At 72.6% G+C, this 21084-nt stretch carries 22 protein-coding genes and 1 riboswitch; of the genes, 14 read left to right on the forward strand and 8 right to left on the reverse strand.

Features of this window, described 5'->3' with window-relative positions:
• Positions 1–235: 235 nt before the first annotated feature.
• From IEZ01_RS29860 to IEZ01_RS29880, 5 genes are all read left to right on the forward strand, one after another.
• Complete coding sequence (locus IEZ01_RS29860) at positions 236–520, forward strand: DUF3017 domain-containing protein (protein WP_267907316.1); 285 nt, start codon at positions 236–238, stop codon at positions 518–520.
• 67 nt (positions 521–587) lie between these two features.
• On the forward strand, positions 588–1814 hold the full coding sequence (locus tag IEZ01_RS29865; RefSeq protein ID WP_189204832.1) for an NADP-dependent isocitrate dehydrogenase: 1227 nt from the start codon (positions 588–590) through the stop codon (positions 1812–1814).
• Positions 1815–2197: 383 nt separating this feature from the next.
• Positions 2198–3169, forward strand: coding sequence for a helix-turn-helix domain-containing protein (locus tag IEZ01_RS29870; protein ID WP_028797862.1), 972 nt, complete (start codon positions 2198–2200; stop codon positions 3167–3169).
• 190 nt (positions 3170–3359) lie between these two features.
• A complete protein-coding gene (locus tag IEZ01_RS29875) occupies positions 3360–4349 on the forward strand; it encodes a malate dehydrogenase (protein ID WP_019888891.1) in 990 nt (329 codons plus the stop codon).
• Between the two features lie 159 nt (positions 4350–4508).
• Entirely contained in the window at positions 4509–5042 is a 534-nt protein-coding gene (locus IEZ01_RS29880; protein ID WP_028797863.1) for a hypothetical protein, read from the forward strand.
• Positions 5043–5118: 76 nt separating this feature from the next.
• Here IEZ01_RS29880 and IEZ01_RS29885 read toward each other — a convergent pair whose 3' ends face one another.
• Genes IEZ01_RS29885 through IEZ01_RS29895 form a run of 3 tightly spaced genes read right to left on the reverse strand, consistent with a single transcriptional unit; the run spans position 5119 to position 6848 of the window.
• Entirely contained in the window at positions 5119–5841 is a 723-nt protein-coding gene (locus IEZ01_RS29885) for an isocitrate lyase/PEP mutase family protein (protein ID WP_019888898.1), read from the reverse strand.
• Positions 5838–6287, reverse strand: coding sequence for a carboxymuconolactone decarboxylase family protein (locus tag IEZ01_RS29890; RefSeq protein ID WP_019888899.1), 450 nt, complete (start codon positions 6285–6287; stop codon positions 5838–5840). Before IEZ01_RS29890 ends, IEZ01_RS29885 begins: the two co-directional genes overlap by 4 nt.
• 60 nt (positions 6288–6347) lie before the next feature.
• A complete protein-coding gene (locus IEZ01_RS29895; protein ID WP_028797864.1) occupies positions 6348–6848 on the reverse strand; it encodes a carboxymuconolactone decarboxylase family protein in 501 nt (166 codons plus the stop codon).
• A gap of 47 nt (positions 6849–6895) precedes the next feature.
• Here IEZ01_RS29895 and pdxR point away from each other — a divergent pair, with 47 nt between their 5' ends.
• From pdxR to IEZ01_RS29910, 3 genes are all read left to right on the forward strand, one after another.
• Positions 6896–8296, forward strand: coding sequence for a MocR-like pyridoxine biosynthesis transcription factor PdxR (gene pdxR, locus IEZ01_RS29900; RefSeq protein ID WP_028797865.1), 1401 nt, complete (start codon positions 6896–6898; stop codon positions 8294–8296).
• Positions 8297–8448: 152 nt separating this feature from the next.
• Positions 8449–8754, forward strand: a complete 306-nt coding sequence (locus tag IEZ01_RS29905) for a hypothetical protein (protein WP_189204834.1) — start codon at positions 8449–8451, stop codon at positions 8752–8754.
• Positions 8755–8762: 8 nt separating this feature from the next.
• Positions 8763–9944, forward strand: coding sequence for a glutathionylspermidine synthase family protein (locus IEZ01_RS29910; RefSeq protein WP_019888904.1), 1182 nt, complete (start codon positions 8763–8765; stop codon positions 9942–9944).
• 150 nt (positions 9945–10094) lie between these two features.
• On the opposite strand, the gene rocD is transcribed toward IEZ01_RS29910, so the two are convergent.
• Positions 10095–11300 carry an ornithine--oxo-acid transaminase gene (gene rocD, locus IEZ01_RS29915; protein ID WP_019888905.1) on the reverse strand — a complete coding sequence of 402 codons (1206 nt, stop codon included), beginning with the start codon at positions 11298–11300 and terminating at the stop codon, positions 10095–10097.
• 108 nt (positions 11301–11408) lie between these two features.
• Positions 11409–11499: riboswitch (ZMP/ZTP riboswitch) on the forward strand.
• A gap of 75 nt (positions 11500–11574) precedes the next feature.
• On the opposite strand from rocD, the gene glyA reads away from it, so the two are divergent.
• Complete coding sequence (gene glyA / locus IEZ01_RS29920) at positions 11575–12846, forward strand: serine hydroxymethyltransferase (protein ID WP_019888906.1); 1272 nt, start codon at positions 11575–11577, stop codon at positions 12844–12846.
• Between the two features lie 45 nt (positions 12847–12891).
• Here glyA and IEZ01_RS29925 read toward each other — a convergent pair whose 3' ends face one another.
• Entirely contained in the window at positions 12892–13680 is a 789-nt protein-coding gene (locus tag IEZ01_RS29925) for a hypothetical protein (RefSeq protein WP_189204836.1), read from the reverse strand.
• Complete coding sequence (locus IEZ01_RS29930; protein WP_189204838.1) at positions 13673–14308, reverse strand: RNA polymerase sigma factor; 636 nt, start codon at positions 14306–14308, stop codon at positions 13673–13675. The genes IEZ01_RS29925 and IEZ01_RS29930 overlap by 8 nt, the downstream gene beginning before the upstream one ends.
• A gap of 68 nt (positions 14309–14376) precedes the next feature.
• On the opposite strand from IEZ01_RS29930, the gene trpS reads away from it, so the two are divergent.
• Positions 14377–15390, forward strand: coding sequence for a tryptophan--tRNA ligase (trpS, locus tag IEZ01_RS29935; RefSeq protein WP_019888909.1), 1014 nt, complete (start codon positions 14377–14379; stop codon positions 15388–15390).
• Positions 15391–15481: 91 nt separating this feature from the next.
• Positions 15482–16069 carry a 2'-5' RNA ligase family protein gene (locus IEZ01_RS29940; RefSeq protein ID WP_019888910.1) on the forward strand — a complete coding sequence of 196 codons (588 nt, stop codon included), beginning with the start codon at positions 15482–15484 and terminating at the stop codon, positions 16067–16069.
• A gap of 74 nt (positions 16070–16143) precedes the next feature.
• On the opposite strand, the gene dprE2 is transcribed toward IEZ01_RS29940, so the two are convergent.
• Together dprE2 and dprE1 are read right to left on the reverse strand one after the other, a co-directional pair.
• Positions 16144–16899, reverse strand: coding sequence for a decaprenylphospho-beta-D-erythro-pentofuranosid-2-ulose 2-reductase (gene dprE2, locus IEZ01_RS29945; protein WP_189204840.1), 756 nt, complete (start codon positions 16897–16899; stop codon positions 16144–16146).
• Positions 16900–16981: 82 nt separating this feature from the next.
• Complete coding sequence (dprE1, locus tag IEZ01_RS29950) at positions 16982–18355, reverse strand: decaprenylphosphoryl-beta-D-ribose oxidase (RefSeq protein ID WP_189204842.1); 1374 nt, start codon at positions 18353–18355, stop codon at positions 16982–16984.
• Between the two features lie 176 nt (positions 18356–18531).
• Between dprE1 and IEZ01_RS29955 the strand changes: the two genes are divergently transcribed.
• The 3 genes from IEZ01_RS29955 to IEZ01_RS29965 all read left to right on the forward strand — a co-directional run.
• Positions 18532–19062, forward strand: a complete 531-nt coding sequence (locus tag IEZ01_RS29955) for a phosphatase PAP2 family protein (RefSeq protein WP_189204845.1) — start codon at positions 18532–18534, stop codon at positions 19060–19062.
• Complete coding sequence (locus tag IEZ01_RS29960) at positions 19055–20020, forward strand: decaprenyl-phosphate phosphoribosyltransferase (protein ID WP_019888914.1); 966 nt, start codon at positions 19055–19057, stop codon at positions 20018–20020. The genes IEZ01_RS29955 and IEZ01_RS29960 overlap by 8 nt, the downstream gene beginning before the upstream one ends.
• Positions 20021–20183: 163 nt before the next feature.
• Positions 20184–21084, forward strand: a 901-nt coding sequence (locus tag IEZ01_RS29965) for a YihY/virulence factor BrkB family protein (protein WP_189204847.1), incomplete at its 3' end; no start/stop codon positions are given.

Here is a 21084-nt window from a genome sequence, read left to right on the forward strand (position 1 = left end):
CGGCTCCGCCCCGCACCCCGCCGACGGCGGGTCCGACGAGGCGGCCGGTGCTGGTCGGGGCAATGGCTCCGCCCCGCACCCCGGTGCGGAGCGCGCCCGGGCCGCCGGGGCCTCCGCCGTTGGGCGGTCGCGGCGGCCGCCTCGGGTGACCACTGATACCGCGCGGCCCGAAGGGGGCGGGCGGGCCGCTCCAGGGGACGCGCCCGCGCCCGCGCGGCAGTGGCCGTTGCTCACCGTGCTCGGGATGACCGCGCTCGGGCTGCTGATCGTCGGGACCTCGCCCTTCCCGCAGGCGTTCAGGATCGGCACGATGCTCATCGGTGTGGCTCTCCTCACCGGTGCCGTACTCCGCCGTACCCTGCCGTCCGTCGGCATGCTCGCGGTCCGCTCCCGCTTCACCGACATGGTCACGTACGGGCTCTTGGGCGTGATCATCGTGCTGCTCTCGCTGATGGTGCAGCCGCGGCCCTGGCTGGAGATCCCCTTCCTGGAGGACGCCCTCCATGTGACGGTGACCTGACGCCTCAGGGCCGGTCGGGGACCGCGCGTGGCCGTACCAGCCGCAGCGCGAGAGGACGTACCGCCTCATGCTCAAGATCAAGGTCGCCCAGCCCGTCGTCGAGATGGACGGCGACGAGATGGCCCGCATCATCTGGCAGTTCATCAAGGACCGGCTGATCCTGCCGTACCTCGATGTCGAGCTGGACCACTTCGACCTCGGTATCCAGAACCGCGACGCCACCGGCGACCAGGTCACCACCGACGCCGCCGCGGCCGTTCAGCGGTACGGCGTCGGCGTCAAATGCCCCACCATCACCCCCGACGAGACCCGCGTCGCGGAGTTCGGCCTCAAGGCGATGTACCGCGTCCCCGGCGGCACCCTGCGCAACATCCTCGGCGGGGTCACCTTCCGCGAGCCGGTCATCATGGCGAACGTGCCCCGCCGCGTCCCCGCCTGGACGCGGCCGATCGTGGTCGCCCGGCACGCCTTCGGCGACCAGTACCGCGCCAGCGATCTGAAGATCCCCGGCCCCGGCACGCTCACCCTCACCTTCACCCCCAAGGACGGCTCCGAGCCGGTCGAGGCGGAGGTGCACGAGTTCACCGAACCGGGCGTCGCCCTCGCCATGTTCAACCTCGACGAGTCCATCCGCGACTTCGCCCGCGCCACCTTCCGTTACGGCCTCGCCCGTGACTTCCCCGTCCACCTCTCCACGAAGAACACGCTCCTGAAGAAGTACGACGGGCGGTTCAAGGACCTCTTCCAGGAGGTGTTCGACGCCGAGTTCCGCGAGGGGTTCGAGGCGCGGGGGCTCACCTACGAGCATCACCTCATCGACGACATGGTCGCCGCCGCCCTCACCTGGGAAGGCGGATACGTCTGGGCGTGCAAGAACTACGACGGTGACGTCCAGTCCGACGCCGTCACCCGCGGCTTCGGATCCGCCGGTCTGATGACCGCCACCCTCATGTCCGCCGACGGCCGCACCCTGCTGGCGGAGGCCGCGCACGGGACGGTCACCCGTCACTACCGCCGCCACCAGGCGGGCCGGGTGACCTCGACCAACCCGGTCGCGTCGGTCTTCGCCTGGACCCGCGCGCTGGCGCACCGCGCCGCGCTCGACTCCACGCCGGAGGTGGCCGGTTTCGCCCGGGCGCTCGAGGAGGTGTGCGTGGAGACCGTGGAAGGCGGTCAGATGACCCAGGACCTGGCCCGGCTGATCGCGGCGGACGCGCCCTGGCTGACGACGGAACAGTTCCTCGACGCGCTCGACGTCGGCCTGCGGAGAAAGCTGGCCGCCGCCGGGTCCTGACCTCGGGTCGCGGCCGCCCTGGTCCTGGCCCCCGGTTGCCGCCGCCCGGTCCTGACCTCGGGTCGCGGCCGCCCTGGTCCTGGCCCCCGGTTGCCGCCGCCCGGTCCTGAACTCGGGTCGCGGCCGCCCGGTCCTGACCTCCGGTCGCCGCCGCCCGGCCCTGACGCCCGGGTCGCGTGGACGACGGCGCCCATCCTCTCCCCCGAGGAAGGACGGGCGCCGTCCTGATCAAGGGTCATGCACGCGCCAACCGGCTTCAAGGTCCGTAGCTCCCTGTGGCACGGAAGTGACCGTTCCGGGAACCTGTGCCGGAATGCGCCGGTGCGCGCCCGCGCCCGTGACTGTCATCCTGTGGCCGAAACCGGTGACGGTGGGGGGAAGCGATGCCTCGTTGGAAAGCACTGCCCGAGCAACTCGACCCGCAGGTGACGGAGTTCGCGAGCCAGTTGCGCAGGCTCGTCGACCGCACCGGACTGAGCCTGGCCGCCGTGGCGGACCGTACGGGGCACAGCAGGACCTCGTGGGAGCGGTATCTGAACGGCCGTCTGTTCCCGCCCAAGGCCGCGATCGTCGCGCTCGCCGAGGTCGCCGGGACCAATCCCGTACATCTGAGCACCATGTGGGAGCTCGCGGAACGTGCCTGGAGCCGGTCGGCCGCCGCCTCCCCGTCCAGCTCTCCCGCCGTCTCCTCCTCGCCCGGCTCTCCAGGCGCCTCCCCGTCCGCGGCGACGGTCCCGGCGTCGTTCCCCGGCCCGCCTCCACCTCCACCTCCGCCGCCCCCGCCGCCTCTCCCCTCACCCTCCGTCTCCACCGAGTCCTCGGCCCGGCCCCCCGGCCAGCGCCCGGCCTCCGGGCAGCACCAGCACCGGCGCAAGGTCACCATGTTCCTCGCGGGCGTCGTCGGCGCGCTCCTCGTCATCGCCGCCGCCGTCCTCCTCACCGACCTCGGCGGCGCCCCGCGCGGCGGCGCCAAGGCCGCCCCGCCCAGCTCGCCCGCCCCCACCACCAGCACACCGCTGCCGGCCGGCGTCAAGTGCGCCGGTCCCGACTGCACCGGTCAGGACCCCGAGAACATGGGCTGCGGCGGCGCCTTCGCCACCACTGTCCGCAGCGCGCGCGTCGGCCCCGCCCGGATCGAGGTCCGGCACAGCGGCACGTGCCGCGCCGCTTGGGCCCGTATCACCCTCGCCGCGCCCGGCGACACCGTACGGATCACCGCCGGGGGCGAGACCCGGAGCGGGGTCGTGGACGGCGACACAGACGCGTACACCCCGATGGTCGCGGTGACTTCCGGCGCCCAGGCGCGGGCCTGCGCTGCGCTGAACACCGGCGTACGCGGCTGCACCGCCGAGTAGCACCGCGGCTGTTGCGCAGAGCCGCATGGGCGGCAGTGAGCCGTCCCACAAGGGGGTGGGGGTTGGACAGGGCCCGGGTCGGATAGCCTGACCGCTGGATATCTCTTCACGTCGAGACACCGATCGATCAAGAGAGAGTCCAGCACCCGGGGCAGGGACCCCCACCGCCAGCTGTCTTACGGAGATCGCCATGACCCGCACTCCCGTGAATGTCACCGTCACCGGCGCCGCCGGCCAGATCGGCTACGCGCTGCTCTTCCGCATCGCCTCCGGTCACCTGCTCGGCGCGGACGTGCCGGTCAAGCTCCGCCTCCTGGAGATCCCGCAGGGCATGAAGGCCGCCGAGGGCACCGCCATGGAGCTCGACGACTGCGCCTTCCCGCTGCTGCAGGGCATCGACATCTTCGACGACCCGAACAAGGGCTTCGAGGGTGCCAACGTCGCCCTCCTCGTCGGCGCCCGCCCGCGCACCAAGGGCATGGAGCGCGGTGACCTGCTCTCGGCCAACGGTGGCATCTTCAAGCCGCAGGGCAAGGCCATCAACGACCACGCCGCGGACGACATCAAGGTCCTCGTCGTCGGCAACCCGGCCAACACCAACGCCCTGATCGCCCAGGCCGCCGCCCCGGACGTACCGGCCGAGCGCTTCACCGCGATGACCCGCCTGGACCACAACCGCGCGATCTCGCAGCTGGCCGCCCGCACCGGCGCCGCCGTCTCCGACATCAAGCGCCTCACCATCTGGGGCAACCACTCGGCGACCCAGTACCCCGACATCTTCCACGCGGAGATCGCCGGCAAGAACGCCGCCGAGGTCGTCAACGACCAGGCCTGGCTGGCCGACACCTTCATCCCGACCGTCGCCAAGCGCGGCGCCGCGATCATCGAGGCCCGTGGCGCGTCCTCGGCCGCCTCCGCCGCCAACGCCGCCATCGACCACGTCCACACCTGGGTCAACGGCACCGCCGAGGGCGACTGGACCTCCATGGGCATCCCGTCGGACGGCTCCTACGGCGTCCCGGAGGGCCTGATCTCCTCCTTCCCCGTCACCTGCAAGGACGGCAAGTACGAGATCGTCCAGGGCCTGGACATCAACGAGTTCTCCCGCGCCCGCATCGACGCCTCGGTGCAGGAGCTCGCCGAGGAGCGCGACGCCGTCCGCGACCTCGGCCTCATCTGATCCACCGGCTGCAACCTGACGTACCGCCATCCGGCTTACGCACAGACGCAGTTCAGCGCCGCCCCCGCCTGTCGGGGGCGGCACTTTTTGTTGCGCCTCTGCCCTTGGATGTAGTACTCCTTATACATAAGCGAGTAGCTGCACAACGGGGAGATCTCGATGACGACCACCACGACCACGACGACCGCGCAGACGCCCACGCGCTTCGACCGGCGCATGTACGCCCTCATGAACGACCCCGCCGCGGCGCCCGTGTACGCCACGGCCGCCCGGCGGCGGGCCGTCGTCGCCGCCCACGTCCTGCTGACCGCGGTGACGGCCGCCGCCTGGCTGGGGGTCGTGTACGACGTCTTCCTCGGGGCGTCCCTGGCCGTCATGTGTGTGGGCATGGTCGGCTGGGTGTTCCTCACCGGGGCCCTCAACAGCGCCACCCGCGGTCTGCTCGAGCTGCGCAGCCGGATTCTCGACGAGCGCCAGCTCGCCGAGCGTGACGCGGTCCGGGCGCGCGCCCACCAGCTGACGACCTGGCTGCTGGCCGGGGCGGCAGGCGGCGTCGGCTCGGTCGCGCTCTTCGCCGGTCTGCGGGTCGAAAGCCTGGTCTTCCCCGTCCTGTTCGCGGTACTCGTCACGCACTGGGTGATGCCGCTGTGGGTCGGCGGGCTGCGCGTCCAGGACGAGCCCGAGGAGGACTGAGCCCGCACGCGCAGCCCCAGGGCACGACGGGCCACGCGGCCCCGCCGGCCCCCGGGCCGGGCCGCGCCGCCGGCTCTCAGGCGCCGCCGAGGCCGCGGGCGATGTCGCCGAGTGCCGCCATCGAGCGGCGCAGCAGGCCCGGCCCGAAGGTGATCCGGGTGGCGCCCAGCCGGCCCAGCTCGGCCGGGGTCGGGCCGTTCGACCGGGTGAAGGCGTTGACGGGGACGTCGGTCTCCGCCCGGAGCGCGGTGAAGTGCTCCGGCGGGGCCATGATCGGGTAGATGCAGTCCGCGCCGGCCGCGCGGTACAGCAGGGCCCGTTCGATCGCCTCGTCCGGGTCCTTCCCGCCGTGCAGGAAGGTGTCCACGCGCGCGTTGACGAAGAGCCGGTCCCCGGCTTCGGTCCGGACCTCGGCGAGCCACTCGGCGTGCGCCCGCGGCTCCTTGAGGATCCCGCCGGGCCGGGAGTCCTCCAGGTTCATCCCGACGGCGCCTGCCTCCAGGGCGCGCTCCACCAGCTCCTTGGGCGCGAGGCCGTAACCGTCCTCCAGGTCCGCCGAGACGGGGACTCCGGCCGCGCGGACGATCCGCGCGACGGCCGCGAACATCTCGTCGGCGGGGGTCTCGCCGTCCTCGTACCCGAGCGCCTCGGCGACCCCGGCGCTGGGAACCGCCAGGGCCGGGAAGCCGGCGGCCACGAAGGTACGGGCGCTGGGCGGGTCCCAGGGGCCCGGCAGGATCAACGGGTCCCCGGGGGCCCGGTCGTGGTGCAGCGCGCGGAACGTCTCGACACCGGTCACTGCCACACCAGCTCCCCGGGAGGCGTGCGGCGGCTGACCATGATCCGGTTCCAGCTGTTGATCACGGTGATCAGGGCGAGGAGATGGGCGAGGGCGGGCGCGTCGAAGTGGGCGGCGGCCCGCTCGTACACCTCGTCCGGTACGAAACCGTCGGTGAGGACGGTGACGGCCTCGGTGAGAGCGAGCGCGGCCCGCTCGGGGGCGGTGAAGACGCCGTCGGTCTCCTCCCAGACCTGGAGCAGGTCCAGGCTCCGCTCGCTCACACCGTTCTTGCGGGCGAGCGTCAGGTGCATGTCCACGCAGAACGCACAGCGGTTGATCTGCGAGGCGCGGAGCATGACCAGCTCGACGAGGACCGGGTCGCCCAGGCCCTCCTTGGCCGCGGCGCTCGCGGCGGCCAGCGCGTGGTAGACGTCGGCGCTCAGCCGGTCGGTTCGGGCAGGCACGGGTACGTGGCCTCTCGGTCGGTGTGGATCATCCGGTGGGGCGGCATAACTGTCGGCGCGTCAGTTCTTGTACATGCCGGGGGTGTAGTGGCCCGGCACCATCCGCGTGCTGACCCCGATCCGGTTCCAGGCGTTGATGGTCGTGATCACGGCGATCAGCTGGGCCAGCTCGGCCTCGTCGAAGTGGGCGGCGGCCCGCTCGTACACCTCGTCCGGTACGAAACCGTCCGTCAGGACCGTGATCGCCTCGGTCAGCGCGAGCGCCGCGAGCTCCTTCTCGGTGTAGAAGTGCTCCGACTCCTCCCAGGCGGACAGCTGGACGATCCGCTCCACCGACTCACCGGACGCCAGCGCGTCCTTGGTGTGCATGTCGAGGCAGAACGCGCAGTGGTTGATCTGCGAGGCCCGGATCTTCACCAGCTCGTACACGACCGGGTCGAGGCCCTTCGCCGCGGCCGCCTCCAGGCGGACCATGGCGCGGTAGAACTCCGGGGCGAGCTGGGCGAGGGGGAGGCGGGGGGTGTGCTCGGGGGCGTACGTCCGTGTTTCCGTCGTCGTCATGGTCACGACCGTACGGGCGTTGTGGCTCAGGGGTATGGTCCACTTCCATGGCAAACGACTGGGCCACTTTCGGGGCGGACCTGCATCTGGAACTGCGCGGACCGGGCCTGCGAAAAGGTCTGATGGGCGCCTTGCGCGAGGCCGTGCGCAGCGGCCGTCTCGCGCCCGGCACCCGGCTGCCGTCCTCCCGCTCCTTCGCCGCCGACCTGGGGGTGGCCCGCAACACGGTCGCCGACGCGTACGCCGAGCTGGTCGCCGAGGGCTGGCTCACCGCCCGGCAGGGCTCCGGGACCCGCGTCGCCCCACGCGCCGCGCCCCGCCGGCCCGCGGCCCCGGCGCCCCGCTCCCGCCCCGCGCCGGGCGGGCCCGCCTACAGCCTGCGCCCCGGCTTCCCCGACGTCGGCTCCTTCCCCCGCGCCGACTGGCTCAAGGCCTCCCGGCGCGCTCTCACCAACGCGCCGAACGACGCCTTCGGTTACGGCGACGCGCGCGGCCGGATCGAACTGCGCACGGTCCTCGCCGAGTACCTGGCCCGGGCCCGCGGCGTCCACGCGAATCCCGAACGGATCGTCCTCTGCTCGGGGTTCGTGCACGGCCTGACGCTGATGGCCAAGGTGCTGCGGGCGCGGAAGGTGCGGGAGGTGGCCGTCGAGTCGTACGGCCTCGACGTCCACTGGAACCTGCTGACCGAGGCGGGGCTGCGGCTGCCCGCCCTGCCCTTCGACGAGCGGGGCACCCGTACCGACGAACTGGGCGCGATGAAGGGCGTCGGCGCGGTGCTGATGACCCCGGCCCACCAGTTCCCGCTCGGCGGAGCCCTCCACCCCGACCGGCGCGCGGCCGCCGTCGACTGGGCGCGCGGCGCGGGCGGGCTGATCCTGGAGGACGACTACGACGGCGAGTTCCGCTACGACCGCCAGCCGGTCGGCGCCCTCCAGGGCCTGGACCCGGAACGTGTCGTCTACTTCGGCACCGCCAGCAAGTCGCTCGCGCCGGCGCTGCGGCTGGCCTGGATGGTGCTGCCGGAGGGCATGGTCGGGGAGGTCCTGGCGGCGAAGGGTGGCGTCGACTGGATGTCGAGCACGCTGGACCAGCTGACGCTCGCCGAGTTCATGGCCTCCGGCGCGTATGACCGTCATGTACGCGGGATGCGGCTGCGCTACCGGCGCCGCCGTGACGAGCTCGTGGCGGCGCTGGCGCGGCGCGCCCCGGGCATCCGGGTCACCGGTATCGCCGCGGGCCTCCACGCCGTCCTGGAGCTGCCTCCCGGCACCGAGCGGACCGTGATCCAGGCGGCCGCCTGGCAGGGGCTCGCCCTGATGGGCTGCGACCGGCTGCGCCACCCTTCGGTGGAGCCGGGCCGCGACCGTCTGGTGGTCGGCTACGGCACCCCGACGGACAGCGCGTGGGCGGGAGCGCTGGACGCGCTGTGCCGGGTGCTGCCGTGACCGCCGTCGGTGGCCAACCGCAGATCAAACCACCCGAAGGGGAGCGAAACGGTGCCGCTGGTGAAGGGTTGGCGGACCGGGGTCAACGGCTTCGCGAGCCGCCCTCTAGTCTGTCCGGCGTTCAATGGCGCTGGGACGGGGAGGCACGGAAGATGCGCAGGCTGAGGTCGAGCACGGTGGTGCTCGGCGGAATGGGAATGCTCGCTTTGACGATCACGTCGTGCGGGTCGGAGCCCGACAAGCGTTGCGTGGACCCGCTCTCGTACGAGGTGCTGCCCAGCTACAAGTGCGACGACAGCTCCGGCAGCAGCTCCAGCAGCAGCTCCAGCAGCAGCTCCGGCCGTTACTACTACGGCGGCTCCCACAGCGGCAGCACGGTCTCGGGCGGCAGCTTCGACAAGTCGGCCGTCGACCGGGGCGGCTTCGGCTGCTCCAGCTCCGGCAGCGGCGGCGGCTGAGCACCCCGATGCAGCGGCACACCATCGAACCCCGCCCCGGCTGGCAGCAGACCGTCGAGGAGCAGGGGCTCGTCTATCCCCTCACCCGCTACCCGGACGGCTCCCTGCGTCCGTACTGGGACGAGAGCGCGTACTACTCCTTCAGCCTCCCCGAGGTCGAGGCGCTGGAGGAGGTCGTCGAGGAGCTGCACGCGATGTGTCTGGCGGCGGCCGCCCACATCGTCGAGCGGGACCGTTTCGCCGACCTCGGCATCACCGACCCGCGGCTCGCCTCGCTGGTCGCCGAGTCCTGGCGCCGCCGGGCCGAACTGCCCTCCCTCTACGGGCGTTTCGACCTGCGCTACGACGGCACGGGCCCGGCCAAGATGCTGGAGTACAACGCCGACACCCCCACCTCGCTGGTGGAGGCGGCCAGCCCGCAGTGGTTCTGGATGGAGGAACGCTTCCCCGGCGCCGACCAGTGGAATTCTCTCCACGAGCGGCTCGTCGAGGCCTGGAAGCGGCAGGCCGCGCTGCTGCCGCCCGGGCCCGTCCACTTCGTCCACTCCGAGAGCGACGAGCTCGGCGAGGACCTGATGACGGTCGCGTATCTGCGCGAGACCGCCGAACAGGCCGGGCTCGACACCGAGGCCCTCTCGGTCGAGCGGATCGGCTTCGACAAGCTCAGCGGGCGTTTCGTCGACGAGCGGCTGAGGTTCATCCGCAGCTGCTTCAAGCTCTACCCGTGGGAGTGGCTGACCACGGACCGGTTCGGCCCGTACGTCCTGGACACCCTCGACAACGGCGGCGGCACCGGCACCACCTGCTGGATCGAGCCCGCCTGGAAGATGCTCCTGTCCAACAAGGCGCTCCTCACCATCCTCTGGGAGCTCTACCCGGGCCACCCCAACCTGCTGGCCGCCCATCTCGACGGGCCCCGCGAACTGGCCGCGAACGGCGGCTACGTCGCCAAGCCGCTGCTCGGCCGCGAGGGCGCCGGCGTCACCCTCCACGAGGCCGGCGCGCCCCCCGCCGTACGGGACGAGGCCTGCTGCTACCAGGAGCTGGCCCCGCTGCCCGACTTCGACGGCAACCGGGTGGTGCTCGGCGCGTGGGTCGTCGAGGACGAGGCGGCGGGGCTCGGCATCCGGGAGTCGGCGGGGCCGGTCACGGACGAGTACGCCCGCTTCCTGCCGCACGTCATCCTCTGACGCACTCCCCGACCTTGGCGGGCCGCGGTCCGGCGGCGTCGAGCATCCGCGTCGGTCCACCTCCGGCCTGCCCGGCCGCCGGGCCCGGCGCGGGGCCCCGGGCGCCGGGGGCGGGCCTGCCGCGCACCCGGCGCCGGGCAGAGGGCGGCCTCAGCCGCTCAGGACCGACCTCAACTGGTCGAGCCCCCAGTCCAGATCCTCCTTGCTGATCACCAGCGGCGGCGCGATCCTGATCGTCGAGCCATGGGTGTCCTTGACCAGCACCCCACGGTCCATCAGCTTCTCCGAGATCTCCCGGCCGGTGCCCCGGCTCGGCGCGATGTCCACACCGGCCCACAGGCCGCGGCCGCGCACCGCGTCCACCGCCCCGCCGCCCACCAGGAGCCCCAGCTCACGATGGAGATGGTCGCCGAGCTCGGCCGCCCGCTGCTGGTACTCACCCGTCTCCAGCATCGCGATCACCTCCAGCGCCACCGCACACGCCAGCGGATTGCCCCCGAACGTCGACCCGTGCTCACCGGGCCGGTACACCCCCAGCACCTCGGCGCTCGACACCACGGCCGACACCGGCACGACCCCGCCGCCCAGCGCCTTGCCCAGCACGTACATGTCCGGGACGACGCCCTCGTGCTCGCACGCGAACGTCTTCCCCGTCCGGCCGAGACCCGACTGGATCTCGTCCGCGACGAACAGCACGTTCCGCTCGCGGGTCAGCCGGCGCACCCCCTCCAGATAGCCGGGCGGCGGCACCAGCACCCCCGCCTCGCCCTGGATCGGCTCCAGCAGCACGGCCACCGTGTTCGCGCTCATCGCGTGGTCGAGCGCGGTCAGATCGCCGTACGGCACGATCTCGAAGCCCGGTGTGTACGGGCCGAAGTCCGCGCGGGCCTCGGGGTCGGTGGAGAAGCTGACGATCGTCGTCGTGCGGCCGTGGAAGTTGTTCGCCGCCACCACGATCTTCGCCTGGCCCGGCGGCACCTTCTTGACCTGGTAGCCCCACTTCCGGGCGGTCTTCACGGCGGTCTCCACCGCCTCCGCCCCCGTGTTCATCGGCAGCACCATCTCCATGTCGCACAGCTGCGCGAGCCGCCCGCAGAACTCGGCGAACCGGTCGTGGTGGAACGCCCGCGACGTGAGCGTCACCCGCTCCAGCTGTTCCTTGGCGGCGTCGATCAGCCGGCGGTTGCGGTGCCCGAAGTTGAGCGCGGAGTACCCGGCGAGCATGTCGAGGTAGCGCCGCCCCTCGACATCGGTCAGCCACGCGCCCTCCGCGGACGCGACGACGACGGGCAACGGGTGGTAGTTGTGCGCGCTGTGCGCCTCCGCCGAAGCGATCGCGTCTTCTGTTCTCGACACGGGATCTCCGTTCATCCTGCGGCCTGGGGCGGATGTGGTGCCCACTTCTTATCGTCGCTCGTATGCCGGACGAGGAAACCTCGGTGACGGCACGGCCGCTAGGCTGGAAACACGCACGGCGACTGGCGTACGGGGAAGCGACCCCGGGGGAGCCGTGCGCGGCAGACCACACGAGGTGCCGCCCGCCTGGGCACCGCGGGACCGCACCCCGTCCCGCGTGGCGCCGCACCCACCGCTGCGCCCCGGGATCCGCCGACTCGCCCGGAGGAACGCCATGAGCACCCCGCCCGCGCACCACCCCGCCCTCTCCACGGCCGACCCCGAACTGGCCGCTCTCGTCGTCGCCGAGGAGCAGCTCCAGTCCCGGACGCTGCGCCTCATCCCCAGCGAGAACTACGTCTCGCACGCCGTGCTGGAAGCCTCCGGCACCGTCCTGCAGAACAAGTACAGCGAGGGCTACCCCGGCCGCCGCTACTACGAGGGCCAGCAGAACATCGACCAGGTCGAGACCCTCGCCGTCGAGCGCGCGAAGAGCCTCTTCGGCGTCGACCACGCCAACGTCCAGCCCTACTCCGGCTCACCCGCCAACCTCGCCGTCTACCTGGCCTTCGCCGAGCCCGGCGACACCGTCATGGGCATGGCCCTGCCCATGGGCGGCCACCTCACCCACGGCTGGGGTGTCTCCGCCACCGGCAAGTGGTTCCGCGGGGTGCAGTACGGCGTACGCCAGGACACCGGCCTGATCGACTTCGACGAGGTCCGGGAACTCGCCCTCAAGGAGCGCCCGAAGGTCATCTTCTGCGGCGGCACCGCCCTGCCCCGCACCATCGACTTCGCGGCCTTCGCCGAGATCGCCCGCGAGTGCGGCGCGGTCCTCGTCGCCGACGTCGCCCATATCGCCGGCCTGATCGCGGGCGGCGCCCACCCCTCGCCGGTGCCCCACGCCGACGTGATCTCCACGACCACCCACAAGACCCTGCGCGGCCCGCGCGGCGCCATGCTGATGTGCCGCGAGGAGCACGCCAAGGCCCTCGACAAGGCCGTCTTCCCCGGCCTCCAGGGCGGCCCGCACAACCAGACCACCGCCGCGATCGCCGTCGCCCTCCACGAGGCGGCCCAGCCCTCCTTCCGGGACTACGCCCACTCCGTCGTCGCCAACGCCAAGGCCCTCGCCGACGCGCTCCTGGCCCGCGGCTTCGACCTGGTCTCCGGCGGCACCGACAACCACCTGATCCTGATGGACCTCACCCCCAAGGACGTCCCCGGCAAGGTCGCCGCCAAGGCCCTGGACCGGGCCGGAATCGTCGTCAACTACAACACCGTCCCCTTCGACCCGCGGAAGCCCTTCGACCCCTCCGGCATCCGCATCGGCACCCCCTCCCTGACCTCGCGCGGTCTGACCACCGCCCACATGGAGACCGTCGCGGAGTGGATCGACCGCGGTGTCACCGCCGCCCGTACCGGCGACGAGGAGGCTCTCGCCGGCATCCGCGCCGAGGTGGCCGACCTGATGTCCGCCTTCCCGGCCCCGGGCCTGCCCGCCTAGCCGCCGCCCCCGGGGAGTCCGGCCTCCGGCCGGGCTCCCCGTACGTCAGCGGACCGACTCGGCTATCCGCCGCGCCCGCTCCAGGGACTGCTCACCCTCCAGCCGCAGCGTCGGTCCCGCGACGCCACCGGGCCCGGTCCACAGCAGCGTCGGCCCCGCCGGCCGCTCCGTACGCGTCCACACCTCACCGCGGGCATCCGTCATCGGGATGACCAGCCGGTGCGGCTCGGCGAACCAGTAGCCCGTGCCGCCGTCGCTCAGCCGGACCCACTGCGGCTGCACCCGCACCGTCTTCACGAAGCCGGGATCCAGCTCCGCCGGGAACTGGTCCAGGCGTATCGTCCGGCCGCCCTCGGTCCAGCACAGCCCGACCACGGACCGCCCCGGCGCCGAGCGGTCCACCGACACCGCGCCCGGCTCGCCCAGCACGGCCGGTATCCGCGGCTCGAACCCGGCCAGCGCGGCTGCCTCCCGCAACGGCACCCGGTTCTCGCAGCCGGGCACCGCCGCGCCCGGCACCGGCGGCGCCGACGGGGCGTAGCGGACCTCCACCCCGCCGAAGCCGAACCAGTCCGCCACCGTCGCCCGCACCGGAGGCGTGAGCACCAGCACCACCAGCGCCCCCGACACCGTCACCGTCAGGGCCCGCCACCGCCGGCGCGCCCAGCGCCGCAGCCGCTCCCACCGCCCCGGCGGCTCCGCCACCGGCACCGGCACCGGCAGGGCGTCGGCCAGTATCTGCGCGAGCACCCGCTCGGCCATCGACTCCCCGGACACCTCGGGCACCTTCATCCAGCGCCCCAGCTCCCGCAGCTCCTCCGGAAGATCATTCATGCTCATCACCTCCCTCCGACCCCTTGGGCCCCTCTGCCCCCTCGGCCCTCTCCGGCCTCAGTCCGCCGAGCTGACCGCCCAGCTTCCTCAGCGCCCGGCTCAGCCGAGACTTCACCGTGCCCCGCGGCCACCCCAGCGCCTGCGCCGTCTCCGCCTCGTCCATCTCCAGGAGATAGCGGTAGATCACCACCTGGCGCTGGTCCTCACCCAGCTTCTCCAGCGCCGCCGTGATCAGCCGCTGCCGCTCCCGCTCCACCGCCGCCACCGCCGGATCCGCGGATTCAGGTATCAGCGGCTCGGGACCGAGCAGCCCCGCCTCCCGGTCGGCGACAGCCCTGCGGCGGGCCGCCGAGCGCACTGTGTTCCTCGTCTCATTGGCCACGATCTGGAGCAGCCACGGCCGGAACGCCGACCCGTCCTTGAACCGGCCCAGCGAGCAGTACGCCTTGATGAAGGCCTGCTGCACCACGTCCTCCGCGTCCGCCCCCGCCCCGAACGCCACGGCCGCTCTCAGCGCCACACCCGTATGGGCGCGCACCAACTCCGCGTACGCCTCCGGCTCCCCGGCGCGTACCCGTGCGATCACCGCGGCCTCTTCGACGATCAGGCCCCCCTCCCGCGTCCTCACACTGTTGATACACCGGTCGGCCGGGATCCGTTCCCGAACCGTCCGCCATACCTGAGAGAATGATGAGCATGGCCTCTGACAGTCCTCGCGCGCTCTCCGGAATCCAGCCCACGGCGGGCTCGTTCCACCTCGGCAACTACCTCGGTGCGATCCGTCAGTACGTCGCGCTGCAGGAGACCCACGACGCCTTCTACATGGTCGTGGACCTGCACGCGATCACGGTTCCGCAGGACCCCGCCGAGCTGCGGGCCAACACCCGCCTCGCCGCCGCGCAGCTCCTCGCCTCCGGGCTCGACCCCGAGCGCTGCACCCTCTTCGTCCAGAGCCACGTCCCCGAGCACGCGCAGCTCGGCTGGATCATGAACTGCCTCACCGGCTTCGGCGAGGCCTCCCGCATGACCCAGTTCAAGGACAAGTCCGCCAAGCAGGGTGCCGACCGCGCCACCGTCGGCCTCTTCACGTACCCGATCCTCCAGGTCGCGGACATCCTGCTCTACCAGGCCAACCAGGTCCCGGTCGGCGAGGACCAGCGCCAGCACATCGAGCTGACACGCGACCTCGCGGAGCGCTTCAACGCCCGCTTCGGCGAGACCTTCACCGTCCCGGCGCCGCACATCGTCAAGGAGACCGCGAAGATCTTCGATCTCCAGGACCCGACGATCAAGATGAGCAAGTCGGCGTCGACGCCCAAGGGCCTGATCAACCTGCTCGACGAGCCGAAGATGACGGCGAAGAAGGTCAAGAGCGCGGTCACGGACACCGACACCGTGATCCGTTTCGACGCGGAGAACAAGCCCGGCGTCAGCAACCTCCTCACCATCCTCTCCACCCTCACCGGTACGACGATTCCGGAGCTGGAGAAGTCCTACGAGGGCAAGATGTACGGTGCGCTGAAGACGGACCTCGCCGACGTCATGGTGGAGTTCGTCACTCCCTTCCGGGCCCGTACGCAGGAATATCTCGACGACCCGGAGACGCTGGACTCACTCCTGGCCAAGGGCGCCGAGAAGGCCCGCGCGGTCGCCGCCGAGACCCTCGCGCAGACCTACGACAAGGTGGGCTTCCTGCCTGCCAAGCACTGAGTCCGGCGCCGGGCCCGAGGGCTCTGGCGGGAAGAGCGCCGCAGCCGTCACACTGGCGGCTGCGCACACATCCGACACTGAGGAGAACGACGTGGGGACCGTAACGCTCGGCGTTTCGATCGCGGTCCCGGAGCCCTACGGCAGCCTGCTCCAGGAGCGGCGCGCGGGCTTCGGGGATCCCGCTGCCCATGGCATCCCCACGCATGTCACCCTCCTGCCGCCGACCGAGGTGGAGGCCGCGGACCTGCCCGCGATCGAGGCCCACCTCGCCGCGGTCGCGGCCGCCGGCCGGCCCTTCCCGATGCGGCTGAGCGGCACGGGCACGTTCCGGCCGCTGTCGCCCGTCGTCTTCGTCCAGGTCGTCGAGGGCGCGGCGGCCTGCACCTGGCTCCAGAAGCGGGTCCGTGACGCCTCGGGCCCGCTGGTGCGCGAGCTCCAGTTCCCGTACCACCCCCATGTGACGGTGGCGCACGGCATCGCCGAGGAGGCGATGGACCGGGCGTACGAGGAGCTGGCGGAGTTCGAGGCCGCCTGGTCGGTCACCTCCTTCGCGCTCTACGAGCAGGGCCCGGACGGGGTGTGGCGCAAGCTCCACACGTACGCGTTCGGCGGCGGCCGCGCACCGGGCGTCCCGGCGCAGGGTTCCCCGGTCGACGCGCCCGCCCCCGCCGCCTCCTAACGACCGCCGCAGGGCCCCGGACGCCCCACAGCGGCACCTCGGAGCGCCCGGAGCGCCCGGAGCGCCCGGAGCGCTCAGAGCGGCAGTCGGCGGAACAGCGGCCGTGGCACATGCCGCAGGGCCGTCATCACGGCCCGCATTGCCCCCGGCACCCAGACGGTCTCCGAGCGGCGCCGCAGCCCCAGCTCGATCGCCGTGGCGACCGCATGCGGGGTGGTGGTCAGCGGCGGCTCGTCGAGACCGGCGGTCATCCTGGTCCGTACGAAACCGGGCCTGACGACCATCACATGCACCCCCGTTCCGTACAGCGCGTCCCCCAGGCCCTGCGCGAAGGCGTCCAGGCCCGCCTTGGACGACCCGTAGATGAAGTTGGCCCGCCGGGCGCGCTCCCCGGCGACCGAGGACAGCACCACCAGCGAGCCGTGCCCCTGCGCCTGGAGGGCCTGCGCGCAGATCAGCAGGGCCGAGACGGCGCCGGTGTAGTTGGTCTGGGCGACCTGGACGGCGGCGGGCGGATCGGCCTCGTCGTGGGCCTGGTCGCCGAGGACCCCGAAGGCCAGCAGCACCATGTCGATGTCGCCGTCGGTGAAGAGCTTCCCCAGGATCTCGCCGTGCGCGGCGGTGTCCAGGGCGTCGAAGGGGACGGTGCGGACCTCGGCGCCCAGGGTGCGCAGCGAGTCCGCCGCGGACTCCAGGGCGGGGGAGGGGCGCCCGGCGAGCAGGACCGTACGGGTGCGCCGGGCGATCAGCCGGCGGGCCGTGGCGAGGCCGATCTCGGACGTGCCACCGAGGACGAGCAGGGACTGGGGGGCGCCGAAGGCGTCCTTCATCGGCGGATCTCCTTCACAGAGCCGGATCTCGGGGGTCGCGGGCGAGGCGGTCACAGGGCGAGGCGGTCACAGGGCGAGGCGGTCACAGGGCGAGGCGGCGGGACAGGTCGGAGCGGAACACCCCGCGCGGGTCCACCTCGGCCCGCAGGGCGAGGAAGGCGGGCAGCTTCGGGTACATCGCGTGCAGCAGCTCGGGCCGCAGCCGTGAGTCCTTCGCCAGATAGACCCGGCCGCCCGCGCCCGCGACGTCCTCGTCCAGTTCGTCGAGGAACGAGTCGAGTCCCGACATCCCCGTAGGGATGTCCAGGGCGAGCGTCCAGCCGGGCATGGGGAAGGAGAGCCAGCCGGGGTCGCCCTCGCCGAACCGTTTCAGTACGGCCAGGAAGGACGGGCAGCCGCGGCGGGCGATGCGCCGGACGACCCGGCGCAGCGTCTCCTCCTGGCCGTGGCCGACGACGAACTGGTACTGGACGAAGCCGCCGCGGCCGTAGACGCGGTTCCAGTGCGGGACGCCGTCCAGGGGGTGGAAGAACGTCGAGATCCGCTGCAGCTGGCCGGTGCGCAGCCGGGGCGCCTTGCGGTACCAGAGCTCGTTGAAGAGCCCGACCGTGGTCCGGCCCAGGAGCCCTTCCGGGACGAGCGAGGGCGCGGACGGCAGCCTGCCGGTGCGGAAGGCGAGTGGTGCGCGCCGGGTGCGCGCCGGAAGCACGGCGTACGGCGCGTGCTCCCCCCGGGTGAGGACGGACCGGCCCAGGGCGCCGCCGCGCGCGAGCAGGTCGATCCAGGCGACCGAGTAGCGGTAGCGGTGGTCGGTGGCGGTGAGCCGGGCCATCAAGTCATCGAGATCGGTGGCGCGTTCGGTGTCCACCGACATCAACGCCGTTTCGACGGGGTGCATCTGGAGGGTGGCCGACAGGATCACACCGGTCAGCCCCATGCCGCCCGTGGTGGCGTCGAAGAGATCGGTGCCGGGGGCGACCGTACGGACCTCGCCGTCGGCGGTGAGCAGGTCGAGCGAGCGTACGTGCCGGGAGAAGGAGCCCGAGACATGGTGGTTCTTGCCGTGGATGTCCGCGCCGATGGCGCCGCCGACGGTGACGTAGCGCGTCCCGGGGGACACCGGCACGAACCAGCCGAGCGGCAGCAGCACCTCCATCAGCCGGTGCAGGCTGACCCCCGCGTCGCACACGACCGTGCCGGTGGTCGCGTCGACGGTGTGGATGCGGTCGAGGCCGGTCATGTCGAGGACGGAGCCGCCGGCGTTCTGCGCGGCGTCGCCGTAGGCGCGGCCCAGGCCCCGGGCGATGCCGCCGCGGGCCCCGCAGGCGAGGACGGCGGCCGCGACCTCCGCGTAGCTGCGGGGACGGGCGACGCGCGCGACGGTGGGGGCCGTGCGGCCCCAGCCGGTGACCTCGACGGCGTCCAGGAGCGCGTCGGGAGGGGTGTCGGCAGCCATGGTTGCGACCGTATCGGCATGACTGGGGTAATTGCCGGGTTTGCGCCGAGGCTCGCCGAAATGGGTGATTAAAGGAGTGTCAGGAAAGATAGCCGTGCCGCGAGCGGGCACCCGCGTCATTCTCGCCCCTGTCCCTTGGCGCGCACGGGACGCCGACGGGACGGAAGGGGTGGCAGATGCGGTACGCGGATCGCGAACGGCGGTTGCTCGCCGTGCTGCGCGGCTGCGGACGGCGGCCTGAGGTGGCCGCGGCCGCCCGCGCGCTGTCCCTCAGCGGCGAACACGCGGCGCTCTGGATCGGCGCCGGACTGATCGGCGCCGCCGCCGGGGGCGAGCGGCGCACCGCCTGGCTCCGCGGTACCGCCCTGATCGGCGCGGCGCACCTGACCAGCATGGCCGTCAAACGGGTGGTACGCCGACCGCGCCCCGAACCGGCCGCCTACGAGCCCCTCGTACGCACGGCCGGCCATCACTCCTTCCCCAGTTCGCACGCCACCTCGGCGGCGGCCGCGGCCGTCGCCTTCGGCGCCCTGAGCCCGCTGGGCCGCCGCCTGGCCCCGCCGCTCGCCGCCGCGATGTGCCTCTCCCGCCTCGTCGTCGGCGTCCACTACCCGACGGACGTGGCCGCCGGCGCCCTCCTGGGCGGCGCGCTCGCGGGCCTGGGCAGGACCTGGCTGCACGGCGACGGGAGGGGCACGCATGTCTGAGCGCGGCACGGCGCTGCTGGAAGCCTCCGGACCCGCCCGGCGGGCCGCCCGTCCCGACCCGCCCCGGCGCGGCCCGGCGGCCCTCGCCCTCGGTCTGCTGCGCACCGCCAGGCCCCGGCAGTGGGTCAAGAACACCCTCGTCGTCGCCGCGCCCGCCGCCGCCGGAGAGCTGGCCTCCCTCGAGACGGCGCGCCAACTGGGACTGGTCTTCGTCCTGTTCACGGCCGCCGCGTCGGCCGTCTACCTCGTCAACGACGCCCGGGACGCCGACGCCGACCGGGCCCACCCGGTCAAGCGCCGCAGACCCGTCGCCGCCGGCACCGTCCCCGTACCCCTCGCGTACGCGGTCGGCGCGCTCCTCGGGCTCGCGGCCACGGCCGCCGCGGCCGTCCTGTGCAACCCCATGACGGCCGCGCTGCTCACCGGCTACCTCGGCATGCAGCTCGCCTACTGCGTGCGTCTCAAGCACGTCCTGGTCGTCGATCTCGCCGTCGTCACCACCGGGTTCCTCATGCGGGCGATGATCGGCGGCGTGGCGCTCGGCATCCCGCTCTCCCGCTGGTTCCTGATCACCACCGGCTTCGGCGCGCTGTTCATGGTCGCGGCCAAGCGCTACTCGGAGGCCGTCCAGCTCGCCTCCCACAAGGGCGCCACCCGCGCCCTGCTCACCGAGTACACCACCGGCTACCTCCGCTTCGTCTGGCAGCTGGCGGCGGGCGTGGCCGTCCTCGGCTACTGCCTGTGGGCGCTGGAGAGCGGCGGCACCGCCAACGGCTCGCTGCTGCCCTGGCGCCAGCTGTCGGTGATCGCCTTCATCCTCGCCGTGCTCCGCTACGCCGTCTTCGCCGACCGGGGCACCGCGGGCGCCCCCGAGGACGTCGTCCTGCGCGACCGGCCGATCGCCGTCATCGGACTGGCCTGGGCGGCGATGTACGGGATGGCGGTCGCGGATCTGTGACGGCACGTGCGCGTGGAGGGGCGGAGAAGGCCCAAGCAGCGCCACGCGCGCGTGGAGGGGCGGAGAAGGCCCAAGCAGCGCCACGCGCGCGTGAACTCGCCGCCTGCCTGCGGCGCTTGGAAACCCGCACACTGGTCTTCCGTACAGGGGGTACGCGTACGTCATGGACTGGCTGACCAAGCTCCCCGTCGTCGGACCCCTCGTCACCCGGCTGATGCGCACGCACGCGTGGCGCTCCTACGAGACCCTCGACCGGGTCCACTGGACCCGGCTCGCCGCCGCGATCACGTTCATCAGCTTCCTCGCGCTGTTCCCGCTGATCACCGTCGGAGCCGCCATCGGCGCCGCCCTGCTCACCGACGCCCAGCTCAAGGACATCGAGCAGAAGATCGGCGAGCAGGTGCCAGGCATCTCCGAGCAGCTCGACATCGACGCGCTCGTCGCCAACGCCGGGACGGTCGGCCTCGTCGCCGGTGTCGTGCTGCTCTTCGCCGGCATCAGCTGGGTCGGCTCGATGCGGGACTGTCTGAGGGCGGTGTGGGCCAGGGACGACGAGGACGAGGGCAACCCGGTCGTACGCAAGGCCAAGGACGCCGTCGTGCTCGTCGGCCTCGGCGCGACCGCGCTCGCCTCGCTGGCCGCCTCCGCGCTCGGCTCCACCGCCGTCGGCTGGACTGCCGACCGCCTGGGGGTCGGCGGGGGCGGCGCAGGCGGGATCCTGCTCCAGATCGCCGCGCTGCTGATCGCCGTCCTCGCCGACTTCCTGCTGCTGCTCTACATCCTGTCGCTGCTGCCCGGCGTCCACCCCGAGCGCCGCCGGCTCGTGGTGGCGGCGCTCATCGGCGCCGTCGGCTTCGAACTGCTGAAGCTGCTGCTCGGCGGCTACATGCGGGGCGTCGCGGCGAAGTCGATGTACGGGGCCTTCGGCGTGCCGGTGGCCCTGCTGCTGTGGATCAACTTCACCGCGAAGCTGCTGCTCTTCTGCGCGGCGTGGACGGCCACGGGACGGGCGGAGAGCGCCGGGGACGAGGAGGGCTCCTCCGAACGGGCGGAGAGCGCCGGGG

The sequence above is a fragment of the Streptomyces purpureus genome (assembly GCF_014648195.1).
Classification (GTDB): domain Bacteria; phylum Actinomycetota; class Actinomycetes; order Streptomycetales; family Streptomycetaceae; genus Streptomyces; species Streptomyces purpureus.